Source organism: Brevibacillus fluminis, from assembly GCF_003710825.1.
Lineage (GTDB): Bacteria > Bacillota > Bacilli > Brevibacillales > Brevibacillaceae > Brevibacillus_D > Brevibacillus_D fluminis.
In genome coordinates, this window is the sequence record NZ_RHHQ01000023.1 from 116,486 (window position 1) to 143,324 (window position 26,839).

The 26,839-nt window shown below is 44.5% G+C and carries 21 protein-coding genes, 1 pseudogene and 1 riboswitch; of the genes and pseudogenes, 3 read left to right on the top strand and 19 right to left on the bottom strand.

The features are described from left to right. Nucleotides 1-25 precede the first annotated feature (25 nt). The 5 genes from EDM56_RS26235 to EDM56_RS26255 form a co-directional block, all read right to left on the bottom strand. Entirely contained in the window at nucleotides 26-850 is an 825-nt protein-coding gene (locus EDM56_RS26235; protein ID WP_122920904.1) for an energy-coupling factor ABC transporter ATP-binding protein, read from the bottom strand. Further along, nucleotides 837-1,700, bottom strand: coding sequence for an energy-coupling factor ABC transporter ATP-binding protein (locus EDM56_RS26240; RefSeq protein ID WP_122920905.1), 864 nt, complete (start codon nucleotides 1,698-1,700; stop codon nucleotides 837-839). Before EDM56_RS26240 ends, EDM56_RS26235 begins: the two co-directional genes overlap by 14 nt. After that, on the bottom strand, nucleotides 1,697-2,482 hold the full coding sequence (locus EDM56_RS26245) for an energy-coupling factor transporter transmembrane component T family protein (protein WP_183192594.1): 786 nt from the start codon (nucleotides 2,480-2,482) through the stop codon (nucleotides 1,697-1,699). The genes EDM56_RS26240 and EDM56_RS26245 overlap by 4 nt, the downstream gene beginning before the upstream one ends. A gap of 145 nt (nucleotides 2,483-2,627) precedes the next feature. Further along, nucleotides 2,628-3,236 carry a hypothetical protein gene (locus EDM56_RS26250; RefSeq protein WP_122920907.1) on the bottom strand — a complete coding sequence of 203 codons (609 nt, stop codon included), beginning with the start codon at nucleotides 3,234-3,236 and terminating at the stop codon, nucleotides 2,628-2,630. Between the two features lie 293 nt (nucleotides 3,237-3,529). Further along, the gene (locus EDM56_RS26255) at nucleotides 3,530-4,252 is read right to left on the bottom strand and encodes a GntR family transcriptional regulator (protein ID WP_246009541.1); all 723 of its coding nucleotides are present in this window, start codon (nucleotides 4,250-4,252) and stop codon (nucleotides 3,530-3,532) included. A 324-nt stretch (nucleotides 4,253-4,576) separates the two neighbouring features. Here EDM56_RS26255 and EDM56_RS26260 point away from each other — a divergent pair, with 324 nt between their 5' ends. Next, a complete protein-coding gene (locus EDM56_RS26260) occupies nucleotides 4,577-5,524 on the top strand; it encodes a hypothetical protein (RefSeq protein WP_148040422.1) in 948 nt (315 codons plus the stop codon). Nucleotides 5,525-5,557: 33 nt separating this feature from the next. Here EDM56_RS26260 and EDM56_RS31970 read toward each other — a convergent pair whose 3' ends face one another. After that, the gene (locus EDM56_RS31970) at nucleotides 5,558-6,649 is read right to left on the bottom strand and encodes a LuxR C-terminal-related transcriptional regulator (protein ID WP_246009542.1); all 1,092 of its coding nucleotides are present in this window, start codon (nucleotides 6,647-6,649) and stop codon (nucleotides 5,558-5,560) included. A gap of 405 nt (nucleotides 6,650-7,054) precedes the next feature. Beyond that, nucleotides 7,055-8,218 carry a sulfite reductase subunit alpha gene (locus EDM56_RS26275; RefSeq protein ID WP_122920911.1) on the bottom strand — a complete coding sequence of 388 codons (1,164 nt, stop codon included), beginning with the start codon at nucleotides 8,216-8,218 and terminating at the stop codon, nucleotides 7,055-7,057. Nucleotides 8,219-8,547: 329 nt separating this feature from the next. Between EDM56_RS26275 and EDM56_RS26280 the strand changes: the two genes are divergently transcribed. Beyond that, nucleotides 8,548-9,900, top strand: a complete 1,353-nt coding sequence (locus EDM56_RS26280; protein WP_122920912.1) for a catalase — start codon at nucleotides 8,548-8,550, stop codon at nucleotides 9,898-9,900. A 141-nt stretch (nucleotides 9,901-10,041) separates the two neighbouring features. Here the strand turns inward: EDM56_RS26280 and EDM56_RS26285 are convergent, their stop codons facing one another. The 8 genes and pseudogenes from EDM56_RS26285 to EDM56_RS32280 form a co-directional block, all read right to left on the bottom strand. Then, entirely contained in the window at nucleotides 10,042-10,641 is a 600-nt protein-coding gene (locus tag EDM56_RS26285) for an NPCBM/NEW2 domain-containing protein (RefSeq protein ID WP_183192595.1), read from the bottom strand. Nucleotides 10,642-11,021: 380 nt separating this feature from the next. After that, nucleotides 11,022-12,011 (bottom strand): succinylglutamate desuccinylase/aspartoacylase family protein, encoded by a 990-nt coding sequence (locus EDM56_RS26290; RefSeq protein WP_183192596.1) that lies wholly within the window; start codon nucleotides 12,009-12,011, stop codon nucleotides 11,022-11,024. A gap of 48 nt (nucleotides 12,012-12,059) precedes the next feature. After that, nucleotides 12,060-13,493, bottom strand: coding sequence for a sodium:solute symporter family protein (locus EDM56_RS26295; RefSeq protein ID WP_183192597.1), 1,434 nt, complete (start codon nucleotides 13,491-13,493; stop codon nucleotides 12,060-12,062). Between the two features lie 258 nt (nucleotides 13,494-13,751). Next, complete coding sequence (locus EDM56_RS26300; RefSeq protein ID WP_122920916.1) at nucleotides 13,752-14,741, bottom strand: ABC transporter substrate-binding protein; 990 nt, start codon at nucleotides 14,739-14,741, stop codon at nucleotides 13,752-13,754. Next, nucleotides 14,738-16,123 carry a sigma-54-dependent transcriptional regulator gene (locus EDM56_RS26305; protein ID WP_183192598.1) on the bottom strand — a complete coding sequence of 462 codons (1,386 nt, stop codon included), beginning with the start codon at nucleotides 16,121-16,123 and terminating at the stop codon, nucleotides 14,738-14,740. Before EDM56_RS26305 ends, EDM56_RS26300 begins: the two co-directional genes overlap by 4 nt. Continuing rightward, the gene (locus tag EDM56_RS26310) at nucleotides 16,092-18,290 is read right to left on the bottom strand and encodes a sensor histidine kinase (protein ID WP_183192599.1); all 2,199 of its coding nucleotides are present in this window, start codon (nucleotides 18,288-18,290) and stop codon (nucleotides 16,092-16,094) included. The genes EDM56_RS26305 and EDM56_RS26310 overlap by 32 nt, the downstream gene beginning before the upstream one ends. 397 nt (nucleotides 18,291-18,687) lie before the next feature. Then, a complete protein-coding gene (locus tag EDM56_RS32130; protein WP_425456363.1) occupies nucleotides 18,688-19,314 on the bottom strand; it encodes a nitrite reductase in 627 nt (208 codons plus the stop codon). 51 nt (nucleotides 19,315-19,365) lie between these two features. After that, a pseudogene (locus EDM56_RS32280) lies at nucleotides 19,366-19,581 on the bottom strand (hypothetical protein); the annotation flags it as partial. Nucleotides 19,582-19,918: 337 nt separating this feature from the next. Between EDM56_RS32280 and EDM56_RS26325 the strand changes: the two are divergent. Then, nucleotides 19,919-20,683 (top strand): M42 family metallopeptidase, encoded by a 765-nt coding sequence (locus tag EDM56_RS26325; RefSeq protein ID WP_281274991.1) that lies wholly within the window; start codon nucleotides 19,919-19,921, stop codon nucleotides 20,681-20,683. A gap of 261 nt (nucleotides 20,684-20,944) precedes the next feature. Here EDM56_RS26325 and dapA read toward each other — a convergent pair whose 3' ends face one another. The 4 genes from dapA to EDM56_RS26345 all read right to left on the bottom strand — a co-directional run bounded on the left by dapA (nucleotide 20,945) and on the right by EDM56_RS26345 (nucleotide 26,834). After that, nucleotides 20,945-21,817, bottom strand: a complete 873-nt coding sequence (gene dapA, locus EDM56_RS26330) for a 4-hydroxy-tetrahydrodipicolinate synthase (protein WP_122920919.1) — start codon at nucleotides 21,815-21,817, stop codon at nucleotides 20,945-20,947. A gap of 125 nt (nucleotides 21,818-21,942) precedes the next feature. Continuing rightward, a riboswitch (Lysine riboswitch) is annotated at nucleotides 21,943-22,123 on the bottom strand. Nucleotides 22,124-22,323: 200 nt separating this feature from the next. After that, nucleotides 22,324-23,379 carry a threonine aldolase family protein gene (locus tag EDM56_RS26335; protein ID WP_122920920.1) on the bottom strand — a complete coding sequence of 352 codons (1,056 nt, stop codon included), beginning with the start codon at nucleotides 23,377-23,379 and terminating at the stop codon, nucleotides 22,324-22,326. Nucleotides 23,380-23,928: 549 nt separating this feature from the next. Then, nucleotides 23,929-25,539: an amidohydrolase gene (locus tag EDM56_RS26340; RefSeq protein ID WP_122920921.1), complete on the bottom strand. Its 1,611-nt coding sequence runs from the start codon at nucleotides 25,537-25,539 to the stop codon at nucleotides 23,929-23,931. Nucleotides 25,540-25,685: 146 nt separating this feature from the next. Continuing rightward, nucleotides 25,686-26,834, bottom strand: a complete 1,149-nt coding sequence (locus EDM56_RS26345; protein ID WP_122920922.1) for a PepSY-associated TM helix domain-containing protein — start codon at nucleotides 26,832-26,834, stop codon at nucleotides 25,686-25,688. Between the last annotated feature and the right edge of the window lie 5 nt (nucleotides 26,835-26,839).

Consider the following 26,839-nt stretch of genomic DNA (forward strand, 5'->3'; position numbering starts at 1 on the left):
TTTGTCAAAACCCAATTTTTCCACCTCATGATCGATTTATTTTTTCTTTTATGAGAGCGGCGATTAGCTCTTCTCGATATAAAATAGTACCGTTTATTCCGAATCCTAGTTCTTTTGCTAGCTCACCAATCTGAGGCTTCTTGATTCTTGCTACCGTAAGGATCGGTTCATTCCCAAAAATGCTTTTGGCCGTATCGTCCGCAATGATCCGCTTGTTGGCCATGACCACCACCCGCTTGAAATGGTCGGCCACGAATTCCATGTCATGGGTGATCGTAATGACGCTCTTCCCTTCCTCCTGCAACCGATCCATCAGCCTTACGAGCGTTTTGATCCCTTTCATGTCCTGGCCCGCAGTCGGTTCATCGAGAATGATATAAGGCGTATCAATAGCCAAAACAACCGCAATCGTCACAAATTTCCGCATGGAATAAGGAACGTCGAACGGGTTTGCTTCCAAATAATTTTGGATTCCGGTCAGTTCAACAGCACGCGCTACACGCCGATCGATTTCTGACTGATCCAGCTTCAGATAGTGCAGCATGTATTCAATTTCCGCCTTGACGGTACCGTTGAAAATTTGATCGTCGGGATTCTGAAATACGTAACCAACAATCGCCGATATTTGCGCGGTGGTTCGCTCCCGCGTGTTGATGCCATCGACGAACACATCGCCTGCGGTTGGCTTATGCAAGCCATTCATCAGCTTCACCGCTGTTGTTTTCCCGGCGCCATTTTGCCCAACGATCGCAATCCTTTCACCGCTCGCAATCAGGAGATTGAGATTTTCATTCGCGATATGTCCGTTGGGATAGGCATACGTGACATTCCGAAATTCAATTGCCCCCATTTGTCCACCTCATCCTGCCTGCAATCTGTTCTTTGGCCGACGCAATCGTGACCGGAATCTCGTCAAGTGGCTGGCCAGCCCGCGCCAGCTCATGGCCCAGCAACGCGACTGGCGGCAAAGAAGCTCCTTTTTGCAGCAGCTCCTCTTTGGCGAACACTTCGGCAGTCGGCCCCGCAATGACAATCCGTCCCTCTTCAATCACCAACACCTCATCAGCGAACTCGGCAACCAGATCAACTTTGTGCTCAACCAACATTATCGTTTTGCCCTGCTCCTTTAGCGCATGGATGATCGCAAATACCTCTGCCGTGCTTTCGGGATCGAGCTGTGACGTAGGCTCGTCGATGACCAGAATGTCGCTATTCATGACGATGATTGAAGCAAAAGCCACACGTTGGCGCTGTCCCCCAGATAAATTGTTGGGATTTCTCTTGATCAGCTCTTCGAGCCCCAGCAGCTTCACAACCTTGATGGTCCGCTCGATCATCTCTTCCTTGTCTACTCCGAGATTCTCCAGCCCCAATGCGATCTCTTCAAAAACCGTCTCTTTCACGCCGCTTATTTGGGAAAAAGGATTTTGAAAGATAAAGCCAATTGTCGTCGCCAATACATGGCTTTCCCAATCACGCACATCTTTTCCGTTGACCAGAACCTCTCCACTAAGCTCCCCCTGATAAAAATGAGGAATCAATCCTCTCACAAGATTGCATAGGGTGGTTTTTCCCCCTCCGTTTGCACCGATGATTCCATAGAGCTTTCCCTGTTGGAATTCATAGCTGATCTCCTTTAGGGCAAACTCCTCTGACAGCGGATATTTGTACGAAACGTTTTGCAGCTTGATCACGTTCATGCCACGACCCTCCAAACGATGTATCCGATAAAAGACAGATCCACCACAATCACCATGAGCTTTTCCCAAACCGGGACAGGCCTGAGGTGGCATAAATGCGTATTTTTGATTGGCTGAGAAAACGCTCTGGCGTCCATCGAAACCGCTTTTTCCTCCGTATTGGATATGGCTCCCAAGAATAGTGGCGCCAGTATCGGCACAAATGCTTTCATGCGCGTAAACATTGTCCCATCCGTCTCAATGCCTCTTGCTTTCTGTGATTCCATAATTACGCCCGCCATTTTCCCCAGATCAATGATGGACTGGAGCGAGGAAAGAATGACATAAGAAGTAGCCCGTGGCGCCCCTAGCTTCTCCAAGGCATACATGAAATCTTTGGCCCGCGTAACCGACTGATACAACAGGATTGCGCCGCAGATTGCCACGACCAATGAAGAAAACCAAATCCCTGTATGGACACCCTCTTGGGTAATATTCACAATCCAAAAGCGAAACAGCGTGACCTCTCCGGGCAAAAACAGTGCTCGCATGAGAAAGAGCAGCGAGCCGATCAGCAAGCCGAATCGCAGATATGTCTTGGCAAATTGGACAAACCGCCCTGCGGCAGCTGCCAGCAAAAAATAGCAGAGAATCATTGTTACGTTTACTTGCCACGTATGTGCAATAATGGGAAGAATCGCAAAAACGACGATCATGTTTAACTTGCTGAGCGGGTTCAAATCCAACAGCCAGTTGCCAGTCAGCTGCGGATTTTTGAACGAATACGCAAACTCATAATCCATACCCATTCTCCTTTTCCCTGTCGATACAATTGAATGGAAGGTTGCGGATGAAAGTGGGGCTCAATGCGACGGTGGCCAACCAGCTTGACCACCGCCCTTTCAAGAACTTCATACTGCCTGAAAGAATCAGTTGACCATACGGTGATTAGACAACCTTTTGACCTTCTTTCGGCTCTCCCTTCCGTTTGATAAACATATTGCCCTGCGGTAGCTTGACCAAAGTTCTGGCCGGGATGCTCTTCAGAATGAAGTAAACAATGATTAGCGTCGGTACTTTATCAATGATATCTGCAAACAGTTCTGAAATAAGTGCACCCATGCTGGCTGAAAAGCCCATCTGCATCAGTACGCCAGTAATCGCCCCCGTTGTTCCGGCACCCAGTCCGCCAAACAACCATACCGTAATGCGCGAGCCCAAGCCGCCGCCAATTAACCCAAAGACGATTCCGGCGATCACGGTTTTCCAAAGGCTGTTCAGCACCCCTCTTTTCGCCAGGAAACCAGCAAGCAAACCAAAGATAATATTGAGGATCATGTATGCCATCGTAGTCGGATTGGAAATGGATATCAGTAAATTCGTGATTGCCCCAACGATTGCCCCGGCAACGCCACCGCACAAAGCGCCGATTGTGATGGTGCCGATCGAGTCGAGATACATAGGCAGCTTCAGCAGCAAAACGATCTGGCCGCATATAAAGTTAACTGCAATACCAATCGGGATCAAAAAAACAGTGAGCTTATGAGAATTTTTCACAAAAAATCCCTCCTTGTCTCTTTTTTTCAAGTGCGTACTAGCATACTTGCTAAAATTCATACCAGTAGGCTGACACCGCTTCGCCAACTTCCGTTTTTCTCCCCTCCTTTGCCAACAGATGGTCACTCTTAACCACCAATGGGCATACATCCTCCAACTTGCACGACAAATAAGACTGAATATTCAGTATTTTTAAGCCCTGCTGATCCCATAAGCATACAAGCTGGACAATATGCTTTGAAATCAGACAGAACAGTAAAACCAGTTGTTTTCATACGCTGGCCGCTATACTGTTACTCCGCGAAATTGGCGTTATTATTTAAGTTGGTCATGATTTTCACTTCAACATTTGGGGCACAGACGATTTTGATCTTTTCAATCTCGACATCATTTTGATCGTAGATGCTCCCTTCCGATTTCAGCAGTGCCACCTCACTTTTGTCCACCTGCAGAATCTCTCTCATTTGCGCATCGATTTTCACGGGAGACAAATTGACTTCTGCGCGTTTTGGATCGATCCCGTATTTCTCTCGGAAGATTTGATAAAGAGACTGGTTTTCAAAATCGTATTGATCAAGCCCTGGAAATATGGCAAGCGGTATCAAAGAGGTATCAATCATGAGATATTTGACGCTGTCATCTTTTTTGACTCCACGCGCCCGTACAAGCTGGTAATACACTTTGCCATCGAGTGTAACAGTTTGCTGGGCAAGCACCTTGGAAACAGCAACCTCTTTTCGGCTTTTCAAATAGTCGGTGAAGCCGCCGAAATTGGTCATCGTGTATTGCAGCGGGCGCAATAAGACGAATGTGCCTTTACCCTGCACTTGATGGACCAAGCCCTCGTTTACCAGGAGCGCGATCGCCTTTCTGACTGTTCCACGCGTTGATTGAAACGTTTTCATAATCTCCGTTTCAGACGGAATCGCTTCGCCTTCCTTAAATTCGCCATTCAGGATTTGTGCGCGCAGCTTTCTCTGCAATTGAATATAAAGCGGGGCAAAATCATCTTTCATGAGCAACGCATAACACCTCAATCATTTTCGTTTGGTTATACAGTTATGTGGTTGTTCACTCGTGTGTACAAGTTGTATTTTACCAGAGAGATTTTCATCGCGTCAATAACCGTTTTAAGAGACGGGAAAAACCTCTTGCGGTCAGGGGGTTATCGTAAACTTTCCCCATTAACCCGCAAGAGGCTCACGGCATCGAATCGCGGCATGTCCCCCCTTACAAAAGGCTTAGTTTTCAATAAGATCACATGGGCAGTTATGCTCATTTCGATGAAAATGCCATTTCCTCGCAAACCCACTCTTATTGACAGGCGGAATGGAACCGATATGAGTAATGAAAACGATTTTCCTAGTTTTTTACATGTCACTGCACACCTGGAGGAGCGCACAATGAAGATGGCACGACGAACGTTTGGATTCATACTGCTCTTATCGATGTTTAGTTTTTTGACAGGCTTTTCAGCAGAAGAAAAAGAGTTGAAAGCAACCTATCTCTGGCAAACGACGTTGATCGCTACAGAACCCGATCAGATTCTTACGTTTGCTAAGGAACAAGGAGTTAACCTCGTGTACCTGAAGATTGATATCACCCGCAAAGCCTCTTATTATCAATCCTTCATCAAAAAAGCAAGTGAGGCCGGTGTGAAAGTTCAAGCTTTGGGAGGACTGGCCAGCTGGGGATTGGAACAAAATCGACCCAAGATTATGGCATTCGTGGACTGGGTGATTGCCTACAACAAAAGCGCTGCCGATACAGAAAAAATCAGCGGTATCCACTTCGATATTGAACCCTACGTAATGCCAGAATGGAAAACAGCAGAGCAGGCCTCCATCATGCGGCAATGGATGGGCAATGTAGATGCTTACATCGAACGAGCCCAGCTTGATCCAACGCTTGAAATTGGGTGTGACATTCCGTTCTGGTTGGACAAGACGTATCTGCCCGATGATTCGACAACGACAATCAGCGAATGGCTCATTTCCAAGCACGATCAGATCACAGTGATGGCTTATCGTGACCGGGCGGATGGCTCGAACAGCATATCCTCATTGGTTCCGCAGGAATTGAATTGGGCTGATCAACTGGGTAAAAAAGCCCTGGTTGCTGTGGAAACAAAAGAGAGCTCCGAAGGTAATTTTGTCACCTTTTATGAAGAAGGAAAAACGTACATGAATGCTGAGTTATCCAAGCTTCCGTCATTACTGTCCCCCCATCCTTCCTATGTCGGAACCGCAATCCATTCCTATGAGTACTGGAAACCATTGAAAGAGTAATGATAAAAAGAGCGGAGAAAATTCCGCTCTTTTTTATGTGGTAGTACGGCTTTTCACTTGATAGCATAATTGCGTTCGATTCGTGACCCCTATTTTCCGATAAATGCTCTGCAAGTGCCGTTTAACAGTATTCACGCTGATAAACAATTCATTTGCTATTTCTGGATTTGTAAGTCCTCTGGAGACGCACGCAAGAACTTCCCTTTCCTTTTGGGTTAATGACTCTGCCTCTAAAACCTCTTTAGTCGTAGCGAGTTTCACTAAGTGTGGTTTCATTTGTGCAATATACAGGCTTGGATGGAGCGCATTCGGTTCCATCCCGATGTACGGTGCAATGTGCACAGACAGAGCACGGTTAAAGGGAAGGTCGATCGTCTTGTCAATTCCACGCTCCAAATCCATTCCTTGTATGATGCTTTGAATGAAACGACCAACCGAATCACCCCCATCTTCCGTCGCATTTGTCAGCCATTCCCCAGAAAGTTGTGTTGCGACTGGATTGGCGTAATGGATATGAAGGCTCTTGTCAAAAAATACGATTCCATGTGTGGAACGATCTACGAATGATTCCAGTATTCTTTGCTTTTTGACCATTTCCTCATGAATAGAATATTGAACGAACGCGTTGGAAATATATCTCGAAATGGTTTCCAAGCGAAGCATATCGCCAGCGTTGAAATCCTTTTCGCCTTTTGATCGGGTTAACCCGATTACGCCCACCGTTTTGTTTCCATCCGTAATGTAAACGCCTAGTTCATGATACATTTCAAATGGCTGCATTAAGCATTTATAATATTCCGTCTGCTCATACTCTTTTCTGGCGATGACGTCTTTTGTCCGAAGTACCTTATGGTGGGAACAACGGTGTGGAATTCGATTGGGGGATAAGATGTCACGCTGGCTGAAATGCTGCAAATAGAGCTCAATTACTCGATGATCGATATTCAATGTGGCAGGCTGGTGCAGTCGTCCGGACTCATCGACTTTCCAAAAAACACATTTGTGGTAGCCAAAAATTTTGGACAGTGAATGTAATACACGGTCACGAGAGAATTCGGTGGTAGCGGTAATTTCCGCAATAAATCGTTGAACATTCCGATAATCTGCGAGGGAAAGCGCACACATCGTTTCCACCTCCACTTGCACACGGGCGATGTTTTTGGTTTGACATGATTATAGTATATTTGGTCTCTGCAAACCATCAATAGAATGATGAAAAAATGACCCGATTGGGTGATTTACGGCATTCTGCACCATCTGGAATAATGGAACCATCCAAGCGATCGAACTGGATGGATGGGATCGCACAATATATGAACCGGACGCCTTCAAAAGACAACCTGGAAACTTCGAGTTGGGCTTGCTATCAATACGGCAAATCCATGACAGCCACCGAGTACTTGGAAGCGCGTCCATGGAAAAACAAACGTCCATCTATTCATGTTCAATCCATTCGTGAAGCATTGGGCTGAATCTTCATCTAAAAAAAGATGAGAGCGTTATTACGCCCTCATCCTTTCGATATTCGTATTAATATACATCACGTTGGTAACGCCCTTGCTCCTGCAAGCCGTTAAGGTAGGCTTCGGCTGCTTCGCGTGTCATTCCGCCTTCTTTTTCAATAATGTCAATCAAGGCGTTATTGACGTCCTTCGCCATATATTGCTTGTCTCCGCAAACGTAGAAGTACGCTCCATTTTCGAGCCACTCAAACAATTCTTTGCTGTTTTCCAGCATTTTATGTTGTACATATACTTTTTCGGCCGTATCTCGGGAGAAAGCCGTCGTTACTCTGCTCAGTCCCCCATCTTTTTGATACTGTTCGAATTCGTCTTCATAAAGGAAATCAGTAGCGGAATGCTGGTCCCCAAAGAAGAGCCATGATCTACCAGCTGCCTTGCTCGCTGCACGCTCTTGGATGAAGGAACGGAACGGTGCAATGCCTGTCCCAGGACCAACCATGATGATATCTTTGTCCTGCGACTCTGGTAAATTAAAGTGTTTATTTGGTTGAATAAAGATCGGGAGCGTTTCCCCTACATCCAGTCGTTCCGCACATAAAATGGAGCATACACCTTTGCGTTCGCGTCCGTGCGCTTCGTATCGAACAGCACCAATCGTCAAATGTACTTCCTCAGGATGCGCAGCCAGGCTGCTTGCAATGGAATAGAGACGTGGTGGCATTTTTCTTAATAAAGAGACGATTTCTTGTGCAGTTGCTTTCCACGGGCCAAAATCACGCAATAAATCTAACAAATCTCGTCCATCGATATATTCTTTCAGTTGATTTACATTCTCTTCTGATGCAAGCTTGCGCAGCTCTGCGTTTTCTGATAATTCCGCCGCCTGAGCGACAATCTTTTTCGTCAGTAACGTAATTTCAAAGTGTGTTGTGAGGGCTTCCTTCAGCGGGAGTGTATCGCCCTGTTTTGATATGGCAACAGGAACTTCTGGATCCCATTTCATTTCTTCAAGCAAAGCAGCAACTAATTCAGGGTCATTTTCAGGAATCATACCAAGGCAATCACCAGGAACATAGGCGAGGCCTGATCCTTGTAAGGATAACTCAATATGTCTTGTTTCTTTTTTCGATCCAGCTCCATTTAAATTCACATTTTTAAGAACTTTCGCTTGAAATGGATTTAATCGTGAAAATGTTGGTTGCACCTTATTGTCGACAGTCGTACTTTGCACAAATATTCACCTCAAATAGTAGTATATCCCTATTATAATACAGTAATCCTTAAAACTCGAATACCTGAGCTAAAATACTCCAACAGTACCTAAAAAACAATTTTGTCCAGCCATGTCTCATACCAGCATGGAGTTTTTTTATGTCAGTTCGAAATCGAATGGGAAAGCAAAGAGGTATCCAGAAACGAAATTACGTTCCGAATACCTCTTTGCCCTCTACTTACGTGAAACATCTCGAAAAACCGCCACACTGTCATATTCGCAGAGAAGCTCTTCATACATTTTGAATATATCCAAACAATTCGCATGCGGGCATGGGAGGTTGCAAGATGAACGAGAACAATGGAGCTCGCCCTAAAAAAAGATCGGAAGATACACAGGCTGCTTTTCATTCGCAGACGGTGGGGGAACGAGGCCCAGTTTTGGAACAGGACAACGTGCTGCATGAAAAGCTGGAGACTTTCATCCATTCGAAAATATTGGAAAGGCCCGTGCATGCCAAAGGTTATGGCGCATTCGGCTACTTTCAGACCGTGCATGCCATGACAGCTTACACGCAGCTTTGTTTCTTGCAAAATCCGGGTCAGCAGGTCCCTGTCGCGGTAAGATTCTCCTTAGCCGTCAGTAACAAAGGCACTCCGGATACTTCCCGTAACGTGTGCGGAGTCGCCATCAAGTTCTACACAGATCAGGGTGTGTTCGATCTTGTCTGTAACCATAACCCCGTGTTTCCCGTCCGTGACGCCATTCGCTTTCCCGAGTTCATCAATGCCCTCTCGCCATCCCCCACTAATAACCTCATCGATCCGGAACGATTTTGGCGCTTCGTCGCCCGCGCACCTGAATCTACAAGCTTTCTCGTCCGGCTATACTCCGATGCTGGCACGATCAAGAGTTTTCGACACATCCCGGGGCACAGCGTCAATACATACGTCTGGAAAAACGCGCAAGGTGTCCGCACTTACATGAAATATCATTGGATGCCCTTTGCGGGTGTGCAGTATATTGACCGTCAAGAAGCAGCTCGGCTCGCTTGCGAGAATCCGGATTATGCGGGCAAGGACTTATTCGATACGCTGAACGAGGGCAAAACGTTTGAATATGGGCTTTACGTACAACTGATGAACCCTCAAGACGAGTCTTTTCTCCCTTATGATCCGTTGGATAGCACAAAGGTATGGGATGAGCGGCAATATCCCTTGCTCCCGGTAGGTAGATTGGTTTTAAATCGGAATCCAGATGATTATATGGAGCAAGTAGAAAAGTTGGCTTTCTCCCCTTCCAACCTGCTAGAAGGAGCAGAATTATCGGACGATAAAATATTGCAGGGGCGTGCAAATATTTATTGGGATTCGCAGCGACGGCGGCTTGGTCCGGATTTCCGCAAGATTCCGATTAACCATCAGCAGAACTGGACGCCCGATTCCCTTGTAACAAGCGGCAACGGAAGATTCGTGGAAGGACGACTCGTACGGTCCGACATTCCCCAGCAAGACGACTTCGCGCAAGCCGGTCAGTATTATCGTGCTCTTTCCCCATTGGAGCAAGAACACTTGGTAGATAATCTAGCCGTCGATCTTGCAAGCATATCCCCCGATACGCAAAACATCGTGCTCGGCTACTTGTACCAGGCGTCCTCCGAGCTTGGGGAACGTGTCGCTCGAAAGATCCAGACATCATAAGCGATATTCCACAAAAATGGGTATGGAGCATCTAGTTTGACCATGAAAGAAATAGCGGTAGTTTAAGACCTTGTCAATCAAGTCTTAGACTACCGCTGTTATGTTTTAATCGGGCCAACCCCTTCTTACCCCTCGGAAACGTCACTGCAACAATGCATTGCCAAAAAAAGACCACATATTGTTATCCTTTTCTTTGCGAGATACTTTTCTGATCTCTACTTCCAATTTTTTAACCCCTTTTACACTGATGTCAATTTGCTGGGTCTGCGTCGCTTTTAGATGAGCACTGTTGAACAGGACTTTCCCATCGCCTTTGAACAGCCAGAAAACCTCGTCAGTCTTATTAGGGGAATGATCGTCAACAGCTAGCACACCTGAGAGCTTTGTGTATTTCCCGTCTAAATTCATTGTAAAGCTTTGTTGAGTGGACGTAAAACGACTGTCGTAGATAGACTTTAAATAATTGTATCCAAGCCCATGATCGTAAACTACCCCACCGGCTACAAATGAACCCGATGGCCAACCGTCTTGAAAGGTATTGCTATTAAAGCCATGTACCGTATCAATTTTCAGTGCAGTCAATCGTGTTGACTCTCCGATTGCGCCTGTCCCATTGCTGTTCATAGTTACTGTGTTTGCCTTTGCGTCCCACCCAACACTTTTACCTGCTGCCTGACCGACGAAGCTAACCGGCGCATAAGGAACTCCCTTATAGAGAAAAGCATCATTTGTCTCCTTCATCTTCCCATCAACCATAAACTTAATTGGCAAGAAGGTAACCGGGATGCTCTGAGTAGCTACATATTTTTCCTCCGTTTAGTATAAAATTAAATAAGTTAGTTCTTCGTAAATACAAGAGACGTACTCTTTTTTACTTATTTTTACAGGAAGGCGTTCCATTAAGAATTACTTTTGTCCCACTTTCCCCCTACGTGTAGTAACGGATTGACTCAAAGCGCTTGCACTACAAACGCTTCCATAACTGTTTTTGCTTACTCTTTGAAACCCCTTCAAACAAAAAAGCCATTTAAACCACGAAGATCGTGTTTAAATGGCTTTTTACCGTTTTGGTCATGACATTGTTCATTTTTCTATCTTGGACAGACGTTTCACTTCACGCATCACTCTATCCGCCGTAATTCACCAGCTGCAATTCCGAAAAGATCTGTTTCCGATGTAACGATTGCATGGGTGCACCGCCAAAGTACAACTCCTGTAACAGGAGCGATGACATCATGAATCTTTGACCCGGTGAAATCGTAAACGGATGCGATCGTTTGCCCGTTTACCACGTGCTCACCAGGCTCCACAGCATAGCGGCACCAACCGTTTATCTCAGCTTTCAACCAATGATATTCCGTTGCAATAAACGGTTGTTTTTCGTTTGTCCTTGCCTGTTCCTCGATCATTCCGAGAAGACTTGCCACACGCAACACGCCATCCCTATGGAAAGATACGCTGTTCTCATCGAGAAGGCCGTTCCCCCCTGCTTCAGCGAACGCCGCGAACTTGCGCTGTCTCGCCCTGCCGCTGCAGCTTCGCCCCGGCTTCATCAGCAACTCGGGTGGGATTCGTACGATAATGTCCGGCGCGAAGGCTGCTGCCAAAGTAAAATTAAACTCATCGAACGATTTGTCTCCAATCATTGGCGCCACTGAAAATCGGGCGACCCGCTCGCATAAGTCTCCACCGTGTAGATCAATCAAGCAGGCAGCATCTGCGGCCCATTCGTTTAGAAGCGCATCGGCAAGCGCTTCACTAAAGGTGCCTTGGCTCGATCCTGGGAAAGAAAAATTGATATTTTTGCCGTCGATGGGGCATACGTGTTGCGAGCGATCGGCCAATGCTGGTAGGTTTACAATCGGCATGATCGATACGGTACCACAGCGAAGTTCCCTCCGAAATCGTTCAACAAGCTGGAACGTTGCTTCAATACCATCAACTTCATTAACGTGGATACCGGCCATGACACAAAGCAGAGGGCCCGGAACCGGGGACGTGATTTCATGTACGGTCCAATTCCAGCCTTCCAGTACGGGAGAACGAAATGTCACTTGCTTAGTCGAGTAATGAATCTGTTCTTTGTAGTCATGATTCTGTTCGTCTTTCATTTCTCCACTCCCCTTTTCCTTAAATTGCCTCATCCCTGAACGGGTCTGTTACCCGACCAAATCCTCTTGATTACGCGATCCAACATAATTTCCCGTCTTGTTAGGGAAAAGGACGGAGACGAGGACAAGTACCAAGATCCCCACAATATAAGCAGGAATGATCGGCCTCCAGCCAAGTGGATTGTCATTAAAGAGCCAAATCATACCAGTTAACGCCCCTGTCAGCATACTAGAAATTGCACCGGCTGAGCTTGCCTTCTTCCACAGTAACCCGGCAATCAACGGAATAAATGCACCACACGAGAGAGCAGTCCAAGCCAATTCCATATTGCCCATCGCTTTGTCATAGAAGGACGCGATTGCCCAGCTTATCACTCCAAGGAATAATGTCAGCCATATATTGATTGAAAGTTTTCTTTTTTCTTCCAGCTTTTCGAAGTTTACAAAGTACTTGCAAATGTCGTTCGTAATAACGGCAGATGCTGCGATCAGGCAAGCAGATGCGGAGGACATCAAAGTGGCCAATACAGCAGATATCGCTAGACCCTTTAACCCGATTGGGAGAATGGTTCCAATGAGTAACGGTGTTATCATTTCCGGGTTTTCAACATTTGGACCGAGAATATGGTAGCCCAAGATCCCGATTAATGGCATCGTAATGGCGAAGAATACAACCCCACCGGCTGCCCAGTAACAGGAATTTCTCGCGACCTGTGGACTTTTCGCGCTCATTATTTTTTGAATGATATCAAATGAACAGAATATAGCTGGAATCGCATAAAGAATTTGAGCAATCACGGTAGAAATTTGACCGTCTTTTACCAATGTGAAATATCCCTCTGGTGAAGTTTTGATTAAATTGGTGATGCCTCCAGTATCCATGACACCTACGGCGATCAATGCGGTTACACCTGCAAACATCACGAACATTTGGACAAAATCTGTAATAAAAACAGCCCATAAACCACCGAGTACGGTATAGGTTACGACAATGATTGAGAAAGCGAATATCCCAATCTTGGGATCCCAGCCCAGCAATACAGAAAAGAGCAATCCTCCACCTACGATTTGTCCAGTCGTAAATGCGATTTCCGCAATTGCTATTGTTATCGAGGTAAACAGCCTGCTTTTTTCGTTGTACCTGTTTCCGAACCATTCAGGGAGAGTTTTACTTCCGATCGCTTCCCGTAAAGGTTTAGCGCCGATTAATCCAAGAACGATAAAGGTTACGATATTGGAGATAATCCACCAGCCTCCCGAATACCCGATCGAGTAGCTAAGCCCAACAAATCCGATGATGGAGCCAGCTCCGATTTGTGTTGTCAAAAGGCCAGGGGCTAGGTAGTGCGTGGGTACTTGCCTCCCGGATAAAATATGATCTTCATAGCCTTTCAGCTTTCTTCCAGCAAACAAACCAATTGCAACCATCCCGAGCATGTACGCCGCAATCACAATCCAGTCTAAAGAACCAATCGTGAACATCCTTTTCCCATCCCTTCGCTCCATTTTTTATCCTTACAACATTTTTGCCTCCCCCCTATTTGCTTTCCACTGTCAGAACTTGAAAGTGGACTCATTTTTATATACATTGCAAATTCGATACCAACCGGATAACCGGTGTCAGCTTGCTTGAAAACAGGTAAAAACGAAGCGCTTTCCATAAATTGTTTAAAAATTCAAACAGCAAAAGAGAAAAAATTCTACAAATTGTAGAATTTTCACACAATTATTTTGACACACTTATTCGTTTTGCTGAATCAATCCCTCGTCGATTAAATAAGCATTTGCCACTTGGGCCACATCCCTATGCAGGGCGTCAACTTGATAAGTAAGCTCTGCGAATTTTTCCTTCGTGAGGCTATCGCTTAATTTATTTAGAAGACCTTTGAGGCTTGGGTAATCTGCAAGTGTTTTTGCTCGTATCACAGGCACTGCCTGATAAGGTGGAAAAGCATGCTGATCATCTTCCAGAACTGTCAAATGATATTCTCTGATTCGACCGTCAAATGCTATGCCAACCCCCACCTGAACGCGTGCATCTTTGACGGCCTGAAAGACCAGTGCATTTTCTGATTGGAACCAATCCTCAGGTTGGATGGCAAGACCGTATACCTCATCCAGCTTTGCCTTTCCATCATCTCTTTGAATAAATTCAGCATAGGCGGCTGCCTTTAACTTGACACTCGGTTGTCTGGAGTAGGTAGCCAGTTGGCTTATCGTGTTGATATTGCGTTTTTCCGCTAACTCCTTGGAAATGAGTACTACCCACGGGCTGAGAAACTGGCTGGGATTTAGCCAGATGAGTCCCTTTTTTTCATCTTCCGTAGCTACGGTTCGGTATGCCTCGCCAGCGTCCATAATTGGTGGTTGTTGTTGATAAAATATTCGTGCCGTGTTAGCGTACTCCCAATACAAATTGATCACGCCTGATTCCAATGCTTTCCGAATCGGTTGACTGTCTTTAAAAACCATTTCCTTTACCTGAAAACCTTGATTGCGCAATAAAAACGCTGTTAATTTTCCATAGAGGATTTGTTCCGTGGTGAAGGACTTTGATCCAATGGTTATCAAGGGTTGTTGATCAATTTCTAGTTGCTCCTTACTTGCTTGGATATTCGATTGACGATTGGTACAGCCAGCCAAGGTCCCTATCAACAGCATACATAATAGTACCAAAAGCAACCTGCTCTTTTTCGCATGTGTGCATGAAATATCATGGATACTCATCATTCTGAGTCCTTTCTTGCACTCTCTTTTTGCTTTTTCAGCTTGTAGATCAACGTATGGCGGGAGATTCCCAGTTGTTCCGCCGCTTTTGTTTGGTTTCCTCCAGCTTTGGCAAGGGCTTGTTGAATTATTGTTCCCTCTACTTTTTCTAGTAACTGATGGAGTCCTTCTTCTCCTTCAGGCATGATTGGAAGTGACTGTTGTTCCCGTGGCTCCACTGGGCTGTTGTTTTTTTTCAGGTTAAGATGTGCAACCAGATCCGTTTTCTCTATGACACCGGATCGTTTCAGAATGTGCAATCGTTCCAATACGTTTATCAACTCACGGATATTTCCCGGCCAAGGATAAGAAGAGAGAGCTTCACAGGCATCTTTAGCTATCGCAATCTCTTTTTGATACTTGTTGTTTAGTTTGTGTAAGTAGTGCTGCACGAGCAAGGGAATGTCTTCGACATGTTCACGCAATGGCGGAATTACTACCTCAACCACACTCAAGCGATAATACAAGTCTTCCCGAAACGACTTTTCCTTTACAAGCTCCTGGATCTCCTTGTTGGTGGCGGCGATAATCCGTACATCGACAGATTCATAAGAAGTTGAACCTAGCTTCATAAAGCGTTTCTCCTCGATCACGTGAAGTAGTTTGGCTTGCGTGTTTATTGGAATTTCACCAATTTCATCAAGGAAAATACTCCCTTTATCCGCTAGGGCAAATTTGCCTCCTCTTGTTTCCAATGCACCGGTAAAAGCCCCTTTTCGATAGCCGAACAGTTCACTTTCCATCAGGGATTCCGGTATCGCTGCACAATTTATTGAAACAAATGGCTTGTCTGACCGATTGCTTTGGTGGTGAATCCATCTGGCCACTGCTGTTTTCCCGACTCCACTTTCCCCTAATAGTAAAATATTTGCATCGGTCTCCATTACTTTTTGCAAGACATTGAAAATTTCTTTCATTTTGCAACTCGTGAAAACAATATCAGAAAAAGCAGTGGGGTCTTGCAAATTCTTTCTTCCTCTTTTGGGGATCGCCAATTTGACCGCATCGACCAAAGTCTTCAGCTCCACCGGTTTGCAGAGATAATCGACAGCCCCTATTTTCATTGCTTGAACAGCGTTCTCCACATTCCCATATGCGGTCAGAATGATGGCGGGAATGTCAGACTTGATCTCTTTTATTTTGAGTAGCAGTTCGATTCCCGTCATGTCCGGCAACATATAATCAACCAGTATCAAATCGATGGTCTCGCTGGTCAAAGCTTGAATGGCATCGTGTCCGTTATGAACCTGAATGGTTCCAAACCCTTCTTTTTTTAGCTTGTGCGAAATGATCCGACACAGCTGTTCCTCGTCATCAATAATCAAGACCGTATGTAGTGTTGACATGCTCGTTCCCACCTCCATGACTGTCTTTTGGGAATTTGCACCATACAATGGTACCTTCTGCTTCCCGACTTTCGATTGACATGCATCCTTCGTGCTCAATGACAATGTCTCGAGCGATGGTCAAACCAAGACCGGAGCCATTCTCTTTCGTTGTAAAGAACGGATTGAACAACCATTCAAGCTGGTTCGCCGAAATACCTTCCCCAGTATCACGGATTACTACGACGATCCATTCTCCATTCTCTTGCAGTTCTCGTTGCCATTGTATCGTTAAAGTACCTCCATTTGGCATCGCGTCGATGCTGTTAAGTACAATGTTCAGAAAAACCTGCATAAGCTTGTCTTTCTTCCCCATTATTATCGGATATTCAATCTGCTCCTCCTTGCAGACACGAATATTACATTCCTTCAATTTTATTCGTAGTAGATGAAGAACTTTATCCAACAATTCATCAAGGCTAACCGTTTCCCACTCATCATTACTGCTTTTCGCAAATTGAAGGAAATCATTCGCGATTCCGTTCATTCGACCCACGACCTGAAAAATGTCGTCAGTTAGCTCACGTATCATCTGATCAACAAACTGTTTTTCTTGTACTTCTTCCTTTAGCAGTTCGGATGCACCTGAAAGAATCGCTAAAGGGTTTTTTATCTCATGTGCAATGCCTGCGGTGATTTGTCCGATTGATGCGAGTTTTTCCCTTTGTTTCGCGTAAGCTTCTAGCAATTTTTGTTGGGAAACATCATTTATAACGACAAGAATACCTGCAATGTCCCCCTGCTCATTAATAAACCGGGTCATGATCACCTTGATAATATGCTTATTCCCCTGCACGTCAACAAGAGTGCTCTCCGTTTCGTGCGACGAGTCCGTAGAATTGAAATCAATCACAATGCGTTCGTCCTGCGTTTGATTTATTGTTAAATCGGCCCAATTTATACCGATCCCCTGTTGGGCAGGTATACCCGTCAAATTTTCAAATTGACGATTGAAATAAGTAACGACGCCATTATTATCTAACGTAACAATCGCAAAAGGGATCCCTTCGATGATATTTCGTAAATACTGCTCCTTTTCTATCAGCATCCGCTGCTTCTCTAAATTGCTTACCCCCACCCGAATAAAGGTCCTCATCAGCAATCCCAACTCATCCGACGAGTGGTACCGCTTGAGACGAGAAATTTCTCGTAAAGACGCCTCTACCGTATAATTCTGAGCAAGATGAGTAAGTCGGACGACAGGGGAAAGTAGGTAACGCATTCCCAAGCCAATGAGACAAAGTGAAAATAGTAGAATTCCGATGAAACTGAGCGTCAGTAACATCGACTGGCGTAATACAGGTTCAAAGGCAATTCGCTCCGGGACACCAATCACTACCCCCCAGCCATCCTTCAACAGCTTGTAGGATAAAATACTCGCCTCCCCTTGGTATGCTTCTCTTGCGGTTCCATAAGATTCAATCAAAAGGTTCCTCACATGATGAAAACCGGCATAATCCCGATCCCACTCATTGGAGTCAGTAGATGCGATTACCTTTCCATGGCGATCAACAATATAACCGAACCCACCGCTTGACATGCTGTGTATTTTTAATACTTCTGACAAGTACTCGCGGCTTAATTCGGCAACAAGCACCCCGGCGAAACGGTTACTTTCAAGTAGAACAGGTACGGCAACCGTGATGACCGACTCGCTGCGAACATTTTTGTGTATATCGGATACTGTGTAGTTTTGTGTCCATCGCGCTTCCTCAAACATCGGATAGGGAAATATCTGTTCGTTGGGGCTTTCCATAAAAGGTAATTCAAAGCCGATCCGGCTCTTTTCATCCAGGTAATAGATTGCGTGGACAAATGAACTCCTTGCTATAATTTCACGACTGTTCGTATACATGGAGTTGAGATCCAGTTCACCTTGTGCATGATTGCTTACAAGCTGCAGCTGAAGCACAACATCGCTCAATTCCGTGTTGAACCGCTTCGCCACGGCATCTGCACCAAAGGCATTGTTCGTGATAATATTTGTTTCGAGTATTTGATGGGAGTTACTCATGATGACTTGATAGAGAAGAATAACAGGAATAACCAGAATAATGCAATAAATCAGAATATACTTTATTGTAATACTCGAGACGACTGACTTCAGCAATGGCTTTTGCAAACTCATGCGATCCCACCCTGAATGCGACATGACCTGTGAATTTGTTTGGTGAACATACAGATAAGAACCTTCATATATGTCCTATCATCATAAAGCTTTTTCATCGTGAAATCATCTAAAACTCTCCGATGCCGTACCTTTTGCTGGTAACTCCTACGAGTAAAAACTTCTTACAATCCTTCCATACCCTTTTTCGATTATGTGGGGTACAGCTAAAACGGACCGAATCATTGAACGGACTCACGGACTACAAAACTCGACACCCTCATTCAAAGCGAAGTATCCCTCATGTGCAAAGAAAATATTGTTTTAGACAGATCTAAATAATGTTTTGAGAAAAAAATGAATAAACCTATAATCCATCTAAGGAGTATAGGTCTCAATAGGCTTAACCAGCCACGGTTCAAAGGCAATTTGCACTTATCTTCTCAAGTGTGATTCTATCCACAAACCTATTGAACTTTTCTTTACCTTTTGCATTCTCTTTATAAAAGCTGATAATTTTTGTAATTACTTGGGGCAGTTCTTCTTCCGATACCCCCGAAACAAGCAGCTTTGCAGGGACAGCCTTTAAACCTTTTGCTTCTCCCCCAATATAAACGTCGAAGGTATTCCGCATCTTGACAATTCCAATATCTTTTAATAATGGTTCACTTGTACCAAGAGCACATCCAGCGTACCCCACTTTGATTGGTGTAGGAGTTTCAATTCCCGCAATGGCCTTGTTTACTATTCTAGCTGTTTCTAGACCGGCCTCTTCTGCTCCCTTGCAAAAGTTGCAGGCGATCAAACTCTTGGTTACAAAACCGGCCGGGTAAACTTCAAGACCTGATTGTTGAAGCGATGCAACTATTTCCTCTCGTCTTTCCAAAGGGATCTCAACATAAAGTTGTTTGAATGACGTCATTTCAATCTTAGCATCGGTACCCACTACTTTTCCAATAGTGGCAAACTGCTCTGGAGTAAAAAGACTTCCTCCGCCCTGAATGACTGGTGTCACGGCTATTTTTATTGTTTCTCCCATAAGCATACTCCTCTCTACAAACACATCATTTTTTGGATGTTCGCTAGGTTTAGCGCACTTTAACTTTCGCAATCGAAGAGCGTTTAGAACAACAGATACCAAACTTAATGCCATTGCTGCTCCTGCTACCCATGGTGCCAACAAGCCAGTGGCCGCGATTGGAATGCCGAGTGTCTTATAGCCGAGCGCCAAGAACAGATTCTGCTTGATGTTGCTCATGGTTTTCCGACGCATGACAATCGCATCCGGAATGCTCGAAGAATCACATCGAAGACCAAATTCGCGGTGTGCAAATACAGATGGAACAGTATAAATATTGCGACCAGGTATTTAGCCGTTTTTCTTACGATGACAGCTGACTGTTTCAATTTTGTATTGATTGTCTGGGATTCATTACCATCAACCCCTTCGAATCCAATATACCCCCCGACCCTATATAGCGTCAATGGTTTTTTACTATACCCTTGTACCCTATTTTCATCATTTTGTTGAGTGTCGTCATAAGTTCTGTCAACTGTTCCGTAGGTTCAGCGCGTTTTCTTTTACTGTATGTTTTCCACATTAACTTTACTTTGAATGGTCATCCTACCAAATGGAGGGATGAGCATGGATCGGATCAAAAGCTCCACATGTACTTTCCATTGAAGAGAGAAAAAACGTACTGGAAATCAGTAATATGTTTGTAGATATTGGTGCTTCCAGCGAAGAAGAAGCCAAGAGTTTCGGCATAGAGGTGGGTGATCCGATTGTACCGATATGTCCATTTGAGGTAATGCCCAATCCCAAAATGCTCATGGCAAAAGCTTGGGACAATCGGGCTGGATGCTATATTGCTCTAAAGGTATTGGAACAGATTCAACGTGAGTCACATCCCAATACTGTCTTTTGCGGAGCTATTGTTCAAGAAGAAGTGGGCTTACGGGGGGCAGTTACTTTAGCTCACAAAATTTCGCCAGATATTGCATTTGCCCTCGACGTTGGGGTCGCAGGAGATACTCCAGGAATGAACCATAAGGAGGGTCATACTAAACTAGGGGCAGGTCCCCTTCTTAGTTTTTATGATAGCAGCATGATTCCTCATTTGAACCTGCGTGATTTTGTTATCGATACAGCAAAGGAACACGGCATTCCGTATCAGGCGGATGTCATGCCTGGTGGTGGAACAGACGCAGGTAAAATCCATATGGCTCATAACGGAGTACCGTCAATGGTAATAGGTGTTGCAGCTCGCTATATTCATAGTCACGTCTCCATGGTTAACCGTGACGATCTAGATCATACAGTGAAGTTACTCGTAGAACTGATAAAGAGGCTGGATGAGGATAACGTCAATCAAATAAAAGGAATGGATCGGCGAAAACCAATTACAAGATGAGGTATTTAGGTACCAACTGCAAAATATAAGGCCATCCTTGGTTGGATGGCCTTTCTTGTGCGATGTTCCGGCATTCCGGAAATTGATTTCCTTATAAATGTTGGATGCCTTTCAGTAATGCCCCTCCGTTGTGCTGTTCCTGAACCGGAAAAAACGACTATTCGGAATCCCCTATGAGCATTGACTGCATTTCAACCTGGAGAATACGTTCATAGAACGCTTTGTCCCATTCTTTGGGAGGTGCCTCTCTTTGTGAAACAATTATACAAGCTGTTGCAATACGCTTTGTAATGTGTTTGTTTCTTCAGCAGTTAGTGGAACCATTGGAAGGCGGACGCCGCCGACATTGATTCCTTTCAGATTTAGGGCTGCTTTCACAGGTGATGGGCTTGGGGCAGCAAATAGTGCTTTCATGAGTGGAAGCAGTTTGCGATGGGCTTCAGCTGCCTCTTGGGTATTTCCTTTTTTAAAGAGGTTGATCATTTCCTGCATCTCATTTCCAATGATATGGGAGGCAACGGAAACAATTCCTGCACCGCCGATGCTTAAAACAGGCAATGTTAAACCATCATCACCGCTGTATAAAGTGAAATCACTAGGTGTTTGGCTGATCACTTCTGTCATGGCATCTAAATTGCCGCTTGCTTCTTTTATCGCTACAATATTTGGAATCTGGGATAGGCGAACAATTGTCTCAACGGACATAGTAACCACGCTGCGCCCAGGGATATTATAAAGCATAACTGGTAAAGATGTTGACTCAGCAATTGCTTTAAAGTGCTGATACATACCTTCTTGGGATGGCTTGTTATAGTATGGGGCGACAAGCATAATTCCATCAACACCAGTTGCTTCAGCCTGTCTTGTTAAACTGATTGAAGCCCTGGTATTATTCGAACCTGTCCCGGCAATAACGGGTACTCTGCCGTCTACAACGTCTACTACAAATTTAATTAACTCTACCTTTTCCTCTGTTGATAAGGTAGGAGATTCACCTGTTGTACCTACGACTACCAATCCATCAGTGCCATTCTCAATTAAATAATTTACTAACGTTCTCGTCGCGTTAAAATCAACATCACCATTATGATCAAACGGTGTAACCATAGCGGTTAAAACTTGGCCAAAATACATTTTCCTCACCCTTACAATTATATTTTATAAATTAGAGGTGGCTAAGGGCTTTCCAAGTCAACGCAAAAAAGCAGCAACGAAGGCTCGCTGCTGCAATAGAAACATTAACAAAATCAAGTTCCCGTGCGTGAGATAGCCCTCCATATAGTCCCCTATATGACAGTTCTGTATTTATTCAATAGCAGAACCAGCTCTAAGACAAATGAGAATCTTAAAAGCTTCGGCAAATTCCCCTTTCCACAATCATCCCAGGACCTCATTATCCTCCAACTGTGTACTAATGGCCTTTGCGCCTCTATCCTCACTTCAAAAGGTTTGAAGTAAGAAAATATTTAATTAATGTTAAATATATCAGATTTGTCCTACTAATTCAAGGGGACAAATTTGAAAGAAGGATTCCCGCTGCTGACATACATAATCCTGAACAGCGTCACCGGCGACATCTGTCATGAAGACCGCTCCTGCTAGGCGATCTTAAAACCCTGATCGAATCCACCCTTTTTAGGTTAAACGCAAATCGATTTCCATGATTCCGAACAAATTTTTTCGATTTGCTCTACAAATCGATCAATATCTTCTCGTGTGGTATCAAACGAAGTCATCCAACGAACTTCAGACTTCTCCTCCGACCACACATAAAAGAAACTCACCTGTTGTAGCAGGGGGATATACTCCCGAGGAATAATGGCAAAAACAGCGTTAGCATCTACCTTCTGAGTAATTGTGATTTGAGGGATTCGTTCGATTTTGCTGGCTAAGAGCTTGGCCATTTCATTTGCATTATTTGCGTTTCGAAACCATAAATCATTCGATAATAATGCTTCAAATTGGGCGGCGATATAGCGCATTTTCGATCCCAATTGCATGGTTTGCTTTCGTATATATTTAAAGTCTTCCGCCAGTCCCCTATTGAAAAAGACGATCGCTTCGCCCATCATCAATCCATTCTTGGTACCACCGAATGAGAGCACATCTACTCCTGCATCTGCAGTAAATTCCTTAAAAGATAACCCTAGACTAGCCGCCGCATTGGATATTCTAGACCCGTCCATATGCAGAAGCATTCCGTGTTGATGCGCCAGATCCGCGATCGCTGTAATTTCTGCAGTTGAATAAACCGTCCCCAGTTCCGTAGATTGGGTAATGGAAATGACCTTTGGTTGACTGTGGTGTTGGTCACCAAATCCGTATAACTGCTTCTTGATGATCTCAGGGGTCAACTTTCCGTCTAAAGTAGGCAACGTAAGCGTTTTGCATCCGGTCAACAACTCTGGAGCCCCACACTCATCTACATGAAGATGCGCTGTTTCCGCACAAATGATAGATTGGTATGATTTTGTAATCGCTTTAAAGCTTAAAACATTAGCAGCTGTTCCATTGAAAACGAAGAATACGTCAATGTCATCTCCAAAGTGTTTTTTAAAGGTCGCTACCGCTTTTTCTGAATAGGAATCATTTCCGTAAGAGCTTGCATGTCCGACATTTGCGTCGATGATTGCTTGTACGATTTCGGGATGTATTCCTGCGTAGTTGTCACTTGCAAAACTCTTGAAATTACTCATCTTTTATTCCTCCTTAAGTTGTTAACGATTGTTTGAACTTGCACTAAACCTCTCAATTAGCTCCTTTACATCGTCTTCTCTACTCAACTAAACTCACCTCTTTATAATGATTGCATTCAAATTATCTCACAATTTACATTGGATAGGTTAACCTTTTTTACCTTCTCTTGTTACACTAAACTGCCCTGTTACTTACCATTCCGGGCGGCGCTTTCGCCGACATTGTCGGTCCTCTTCGCCTTACCATGTAGTTAAATCTCTGTTTACAGTGCTCCTATTTTTGGATACCTTTGAGTAGATCTTTTCGTTTTATCGCCTAGAAAAAGCGGTCCAATATTCACTCATCAACGTCGGATAAACCCTGTTTCTCAGCTCGAATCAATATATTGTTGAACACCGTTTTTTAATATAAAAAACCTACGATCCATATTTAAGATTAGATCGTAGGTTTTTGTGAAATCAAATGATAGTTTCTACAACATTCTACAAGTTATATTAGCTTACCCAGCCCTCGGTTAATGGGCAAGGGGGATGCCCCCCTTTTATCTATCAACTGCTTTTCCGATACACTGAATTCCCACTCATATAGGTCTCTGCCACACGGACCTCATCAATCTTCTCCGGAGAAATCTCCAGAATATCTCTGTCAAGCACAACAAAGTCAGCATAGTAACCTGGTTTAAGTTGCCCAACATCGGGAATTCTCGTGATTTCCTGGGCAAATCGGGTGTAGAGCATAATAGCGGTAGGCAATTCTACACGTTGTTCTTGACCTGTGTCAGTCCCATCATACGCCACTCGCATTACAGCCGACTTAATCCCGACAAAAGGGTTTACTGGATCTGCCCATGCTGTAGCAGGTGAATCGGATGAGAACGCAACCTTGATCCCTGCCTCCAACATCGTTTTAACCGGATACGTTTGTTTGGTTCTCTCCGAACCCAAGTTCCTAAGGTAGCTCTCGATTTCCGCATACAGGAAGATCGGTTGGGGAACAAAGCCGATTCCCATTTCTGCTGCCCGCTGTATAGCATGTGTAGTAGGCATTGCCGCATGTTCAATTCTGATTGATGGTGCATCTGTGAGCCAACCTTTTTGGTCATAAAACGTATTCACAATCAAATCAATCGCTTGTTCTCCCATCGCATGCACGACCAATTGAATTTTGTAACGTTTGGCTAATTTAGCAGCATCTAATAATTCCTGTCGAGAAGTTGTGCAAATTCCATAATTTTCTTTGTCACCCAAATACGGTGGGTCCACCCATGCTGTTTGTCCGGACACACTGCCATCTGCGAATAGCTTCACACCACCAATGTGAATGGGGTTTTCGTTGCATGTTTTATTCTTGTCCAAGCCAGGTTGTTTCTTCAAATCCTCCCACATATAGTATAAAACTGTACGTTGCTTGAGCCCCATTTCACGGGCTTCCTTATACATGTCCAAGTAGTCAAATGGTTCGCTACTCGCCATGAGATCTGTTATAGCTGTGATCCCATGTGCAAGTAGTTTTGGGCTTAACTCTGCAAGAGAAGCAACATTATCCTCCATCGTTTGCACCGGCATGACTTTATGAACTAGGTTTTTAGCATTTTCTCGTAAGACACCCGTGGGTTCTCCGTTCGCATCTTTATCAATTTGACCGCCTGGTGGATTTGGTGTGTTTTTATCAATTCCAGCAATCTCTAAAGCCAAACTATTTACAACAGCGATATGACCACATGTGCGGGTTACGATAACAGGAACATCCACTGCAGCTTGATCTAAATCCCAACGAGTAGGTGCGCGCCCTTCTGTCAATTTCCCTTCGTCGTAACCCCACCCCCGAATCCATGTATTCGTTTCTTGAAGTTCTCGCTGTTTCCGGATTTCATCAATTAAATCTACAATGGAGGTGACTTCCGGGGGTGTACACGCAATTTGCTTCTTTGTATCCGCTAGAGACAAGGGATGCAGATGAGCATCGATAAAACCCGGAAGCACTCTACGGTCTTGAAGATCTACGTATACACCATCCATATCTTTCAAATCGTCTTGCTCTCCAATCCAAACGATTCTGTCATCACGTACCACCATTGCACTCGCATATGGTTGTTCCGGATTGGATGTAAAAATTCGTCCATTAAAGTAAATATGGTCAACTTCTTTATTAATAGTCATTGAATTCTCCTTTTGGATAACAAGATTTTTATAACTCTTACAAATTAAATACAATTTCAGTTCCAACTTTTTGTTGACAATATAATCAACTTTATAAATATGCTCTCGTTTTTAACCTTTTATTTCTCATGCGATTGTCCGTTTTTTCATGCAACTTTTTCCTGAGCCTTTTTCTTGCTTTTCTTTTTAAGGTTGGCCTTGTAACGCCAAACAACCAGGCCTGTTATCATGAGAACAAGCGGCATCATGCCAAAGATGAAGTAAATCACTTTGACGATCTCGCCGCCAAAAAAGCCGTAGTGTAACGCAGTCCTCCATGTGTCGTACATACCTGCCGTAGTTTCGTTGGTTGGGTCTGACTTCCAGATTACCTTACCGGTATACTGGTCGATATATACACGCACATTGCCAAACAAAGTTGGGTCGTATCCGGTCGAGGACATATATACCTGAACCGCTTCTTTAGGCTCACCAGGTACATACATTTCGTTGGCTTGAAAATCAGGATACTCTTTTTTTGCGATCTTGAAGAATTCATCCAGCGGCATACGATTTTGACCGTTTGGAGTCGATTCGATAGCAACCGGTGGCGTGGAATAGGGTTGGCTGCCGAACCAGCCAAAAATCGTCTCGTCGAATACAAATGCTGCCCCTGTTAAGGCAAGGATCAGCAGGAGAGGCACGGAGATAATGCCTATGCTCTTATGAAGATCACGATTCAGGAAGTAAATCCCTTTATTGTAAATTACCTTAAAGCCCGAGACCCATTTGCGTATTCCCGGCCACCAGACGTAAATGCCCGTTACCAGAATGACCAAAAACACCAGACCAACAATACCGACACTGTAGATCCCGAATTCTTCGCCCAGGCCAAAGTCCTTTTTCATCAGCAAATGGATGTGTAAGTCATCTAGAAAGCCCATGAATCCACCGTAAACATCGTAACCACCCAGGACTTTTCCCGTTCCCGGATCGATCAATACATGTTTGTACGTCTCAATTTTGTTCTCCTCATTGTTTAGCCATAAACGGTATACTCCGCCAATGTATTCCGGAGTGTCAATAAAATTCGTATGATAGCCAGGGAACGCTTTGGAGGCGATTTGGGTGAGTTCCTCTACGGAAATGGTAGTTCCCGTTGGCGGAAGCGGTTTGTAGTAGTTGGAATGAATAGCAACATTAATCTCATCTTTAAAAACCAAAATGCTTCCACTGGTGCAGATGGCGACCAAAAACAAGCCTACCAGCAAGCTGAGCCACAAGTGCACCTTCAGCATGATCTTTCGCACGGTCATATAAT

Coding starts and splice junctions, on each gene's coding strand:
- EDM56_RS26245 (WP_183192594.1), bottom strand. CDS start 2,482: ATGGATTATGAGTTTGCGTATTCGTTCAAAAATCCGCAGCTGACTGGC.
- EDM56_RS31970 (WP_246009542.1), bottom strand. CDS start 6,649: ATGTGTGCGCTTTCCCTCGCAGATTATCGGAATGTTCAACGATTTATT.
- EDM56_RS26345 (WP_122920922.1), bottom strand. CDS start 26,834: ATGACCGTGCGAAAGATCATGCTGAAGGTGCACTTGTGGCTCAGCTTG.
- EDM56_RS26260 (WP_148040422.1), top strand. CDS start 4,577: ATGAGTAATGAAAACGATTTTCCTAGTTTTTTACATGTCACTGCACAC.
- EDM56_RS32130 (WP_425456363.1), bottom strand. CDS start 19,314: ATGCTTATGGGAGAAACAATAAAAATAGCCGTGACACCAGTCATTCAG.
- EDM56_RS26255 (WP_246009541.1), bottom strand. CDS start 4,252: ATGAAAGATGATTTTGCCCCGCTTTATATTCAATTGCAGAGAAAGCTG.
- EDM56_RS26310 (WP_183192599.1), bottom strand. CDS start 18,290: ATGAGTTTGCAAAAGCCATTGCTGAAGTCAGTCGTCTCGAGTATTACA.
- EDM56_RS26305 (WP_183192598.1), bottom strand. CDS start 16,123: ATGTCAACACTACATACGGTCTTGATTATTGATGACGAGGAACAGCTG.
- dapA (WP_122920919.1), bottom strand. CDS start 21,817: ATGTATTTTGGCCAAGTTTTAACCGCTATGGTTACACCGTTTGATCAT.
- EDM56_RS26335 (WP_122920920.1), bottom strand. CDS start 23,379: ATGAGTAATTTCAAGAGTTTTGCAAGTGACAACTACGCAGGAATACAT.
- EDM56_RS26300 (WP_122920916.1), bottom strand. CDS start 14,741: ATGATGAGTATCCATGATATTTCATGCACACATGCGAAAAAGAGCAGG.
- EDM56_RS26340 (WP_122920921.1), bottom strand. CDS start 25,539: ATGACTATTAATAAAGAAGTTGACCATATTTACTTTAATGGACGAATT.
- EDM56_RS26280 (WP_122920912.1), top strand. CDS start 8,548: ATGAACGAGAACAATGGAGCTCGCCCTAAAAAAAGATCGGAAGATACA.
- EDM56_RS26235 (WP_122920904.1), bottom strand. CDS start 850: ATGGGGGCAATTGAATTTCGGAATGTCACGTATGCCTATCCCAACGGA.
- EDM56_RS26240 (WP_122920905.1), bottom strand. CDS start 1,700: ATGAACGTGATCAAGCTGCAAAACGTTTCGTACAAATATCCGCTGTCA.
- EDM56_RS26285 (WP_183192595.1), bottom strand. CDS start 10,641: ATGAAGGAGACAAATGATGCTTTTCTCTATAAGGGAGTTCCTTATGCG.
- EDM56_RS26290 (WP_183192596.1), bottom strand. CDS start 12,011: ATGAAAGACGAACAGAATCATGACTACAAAGAACAGATTCATTACTCG.
- EDM56_RS26295 (WP_183192597.1), bottom strand. CDS start 13,493: ATGTTCACGATTGGTTCTTTAGACTGGATTGTGATTGCGGCGTACATG.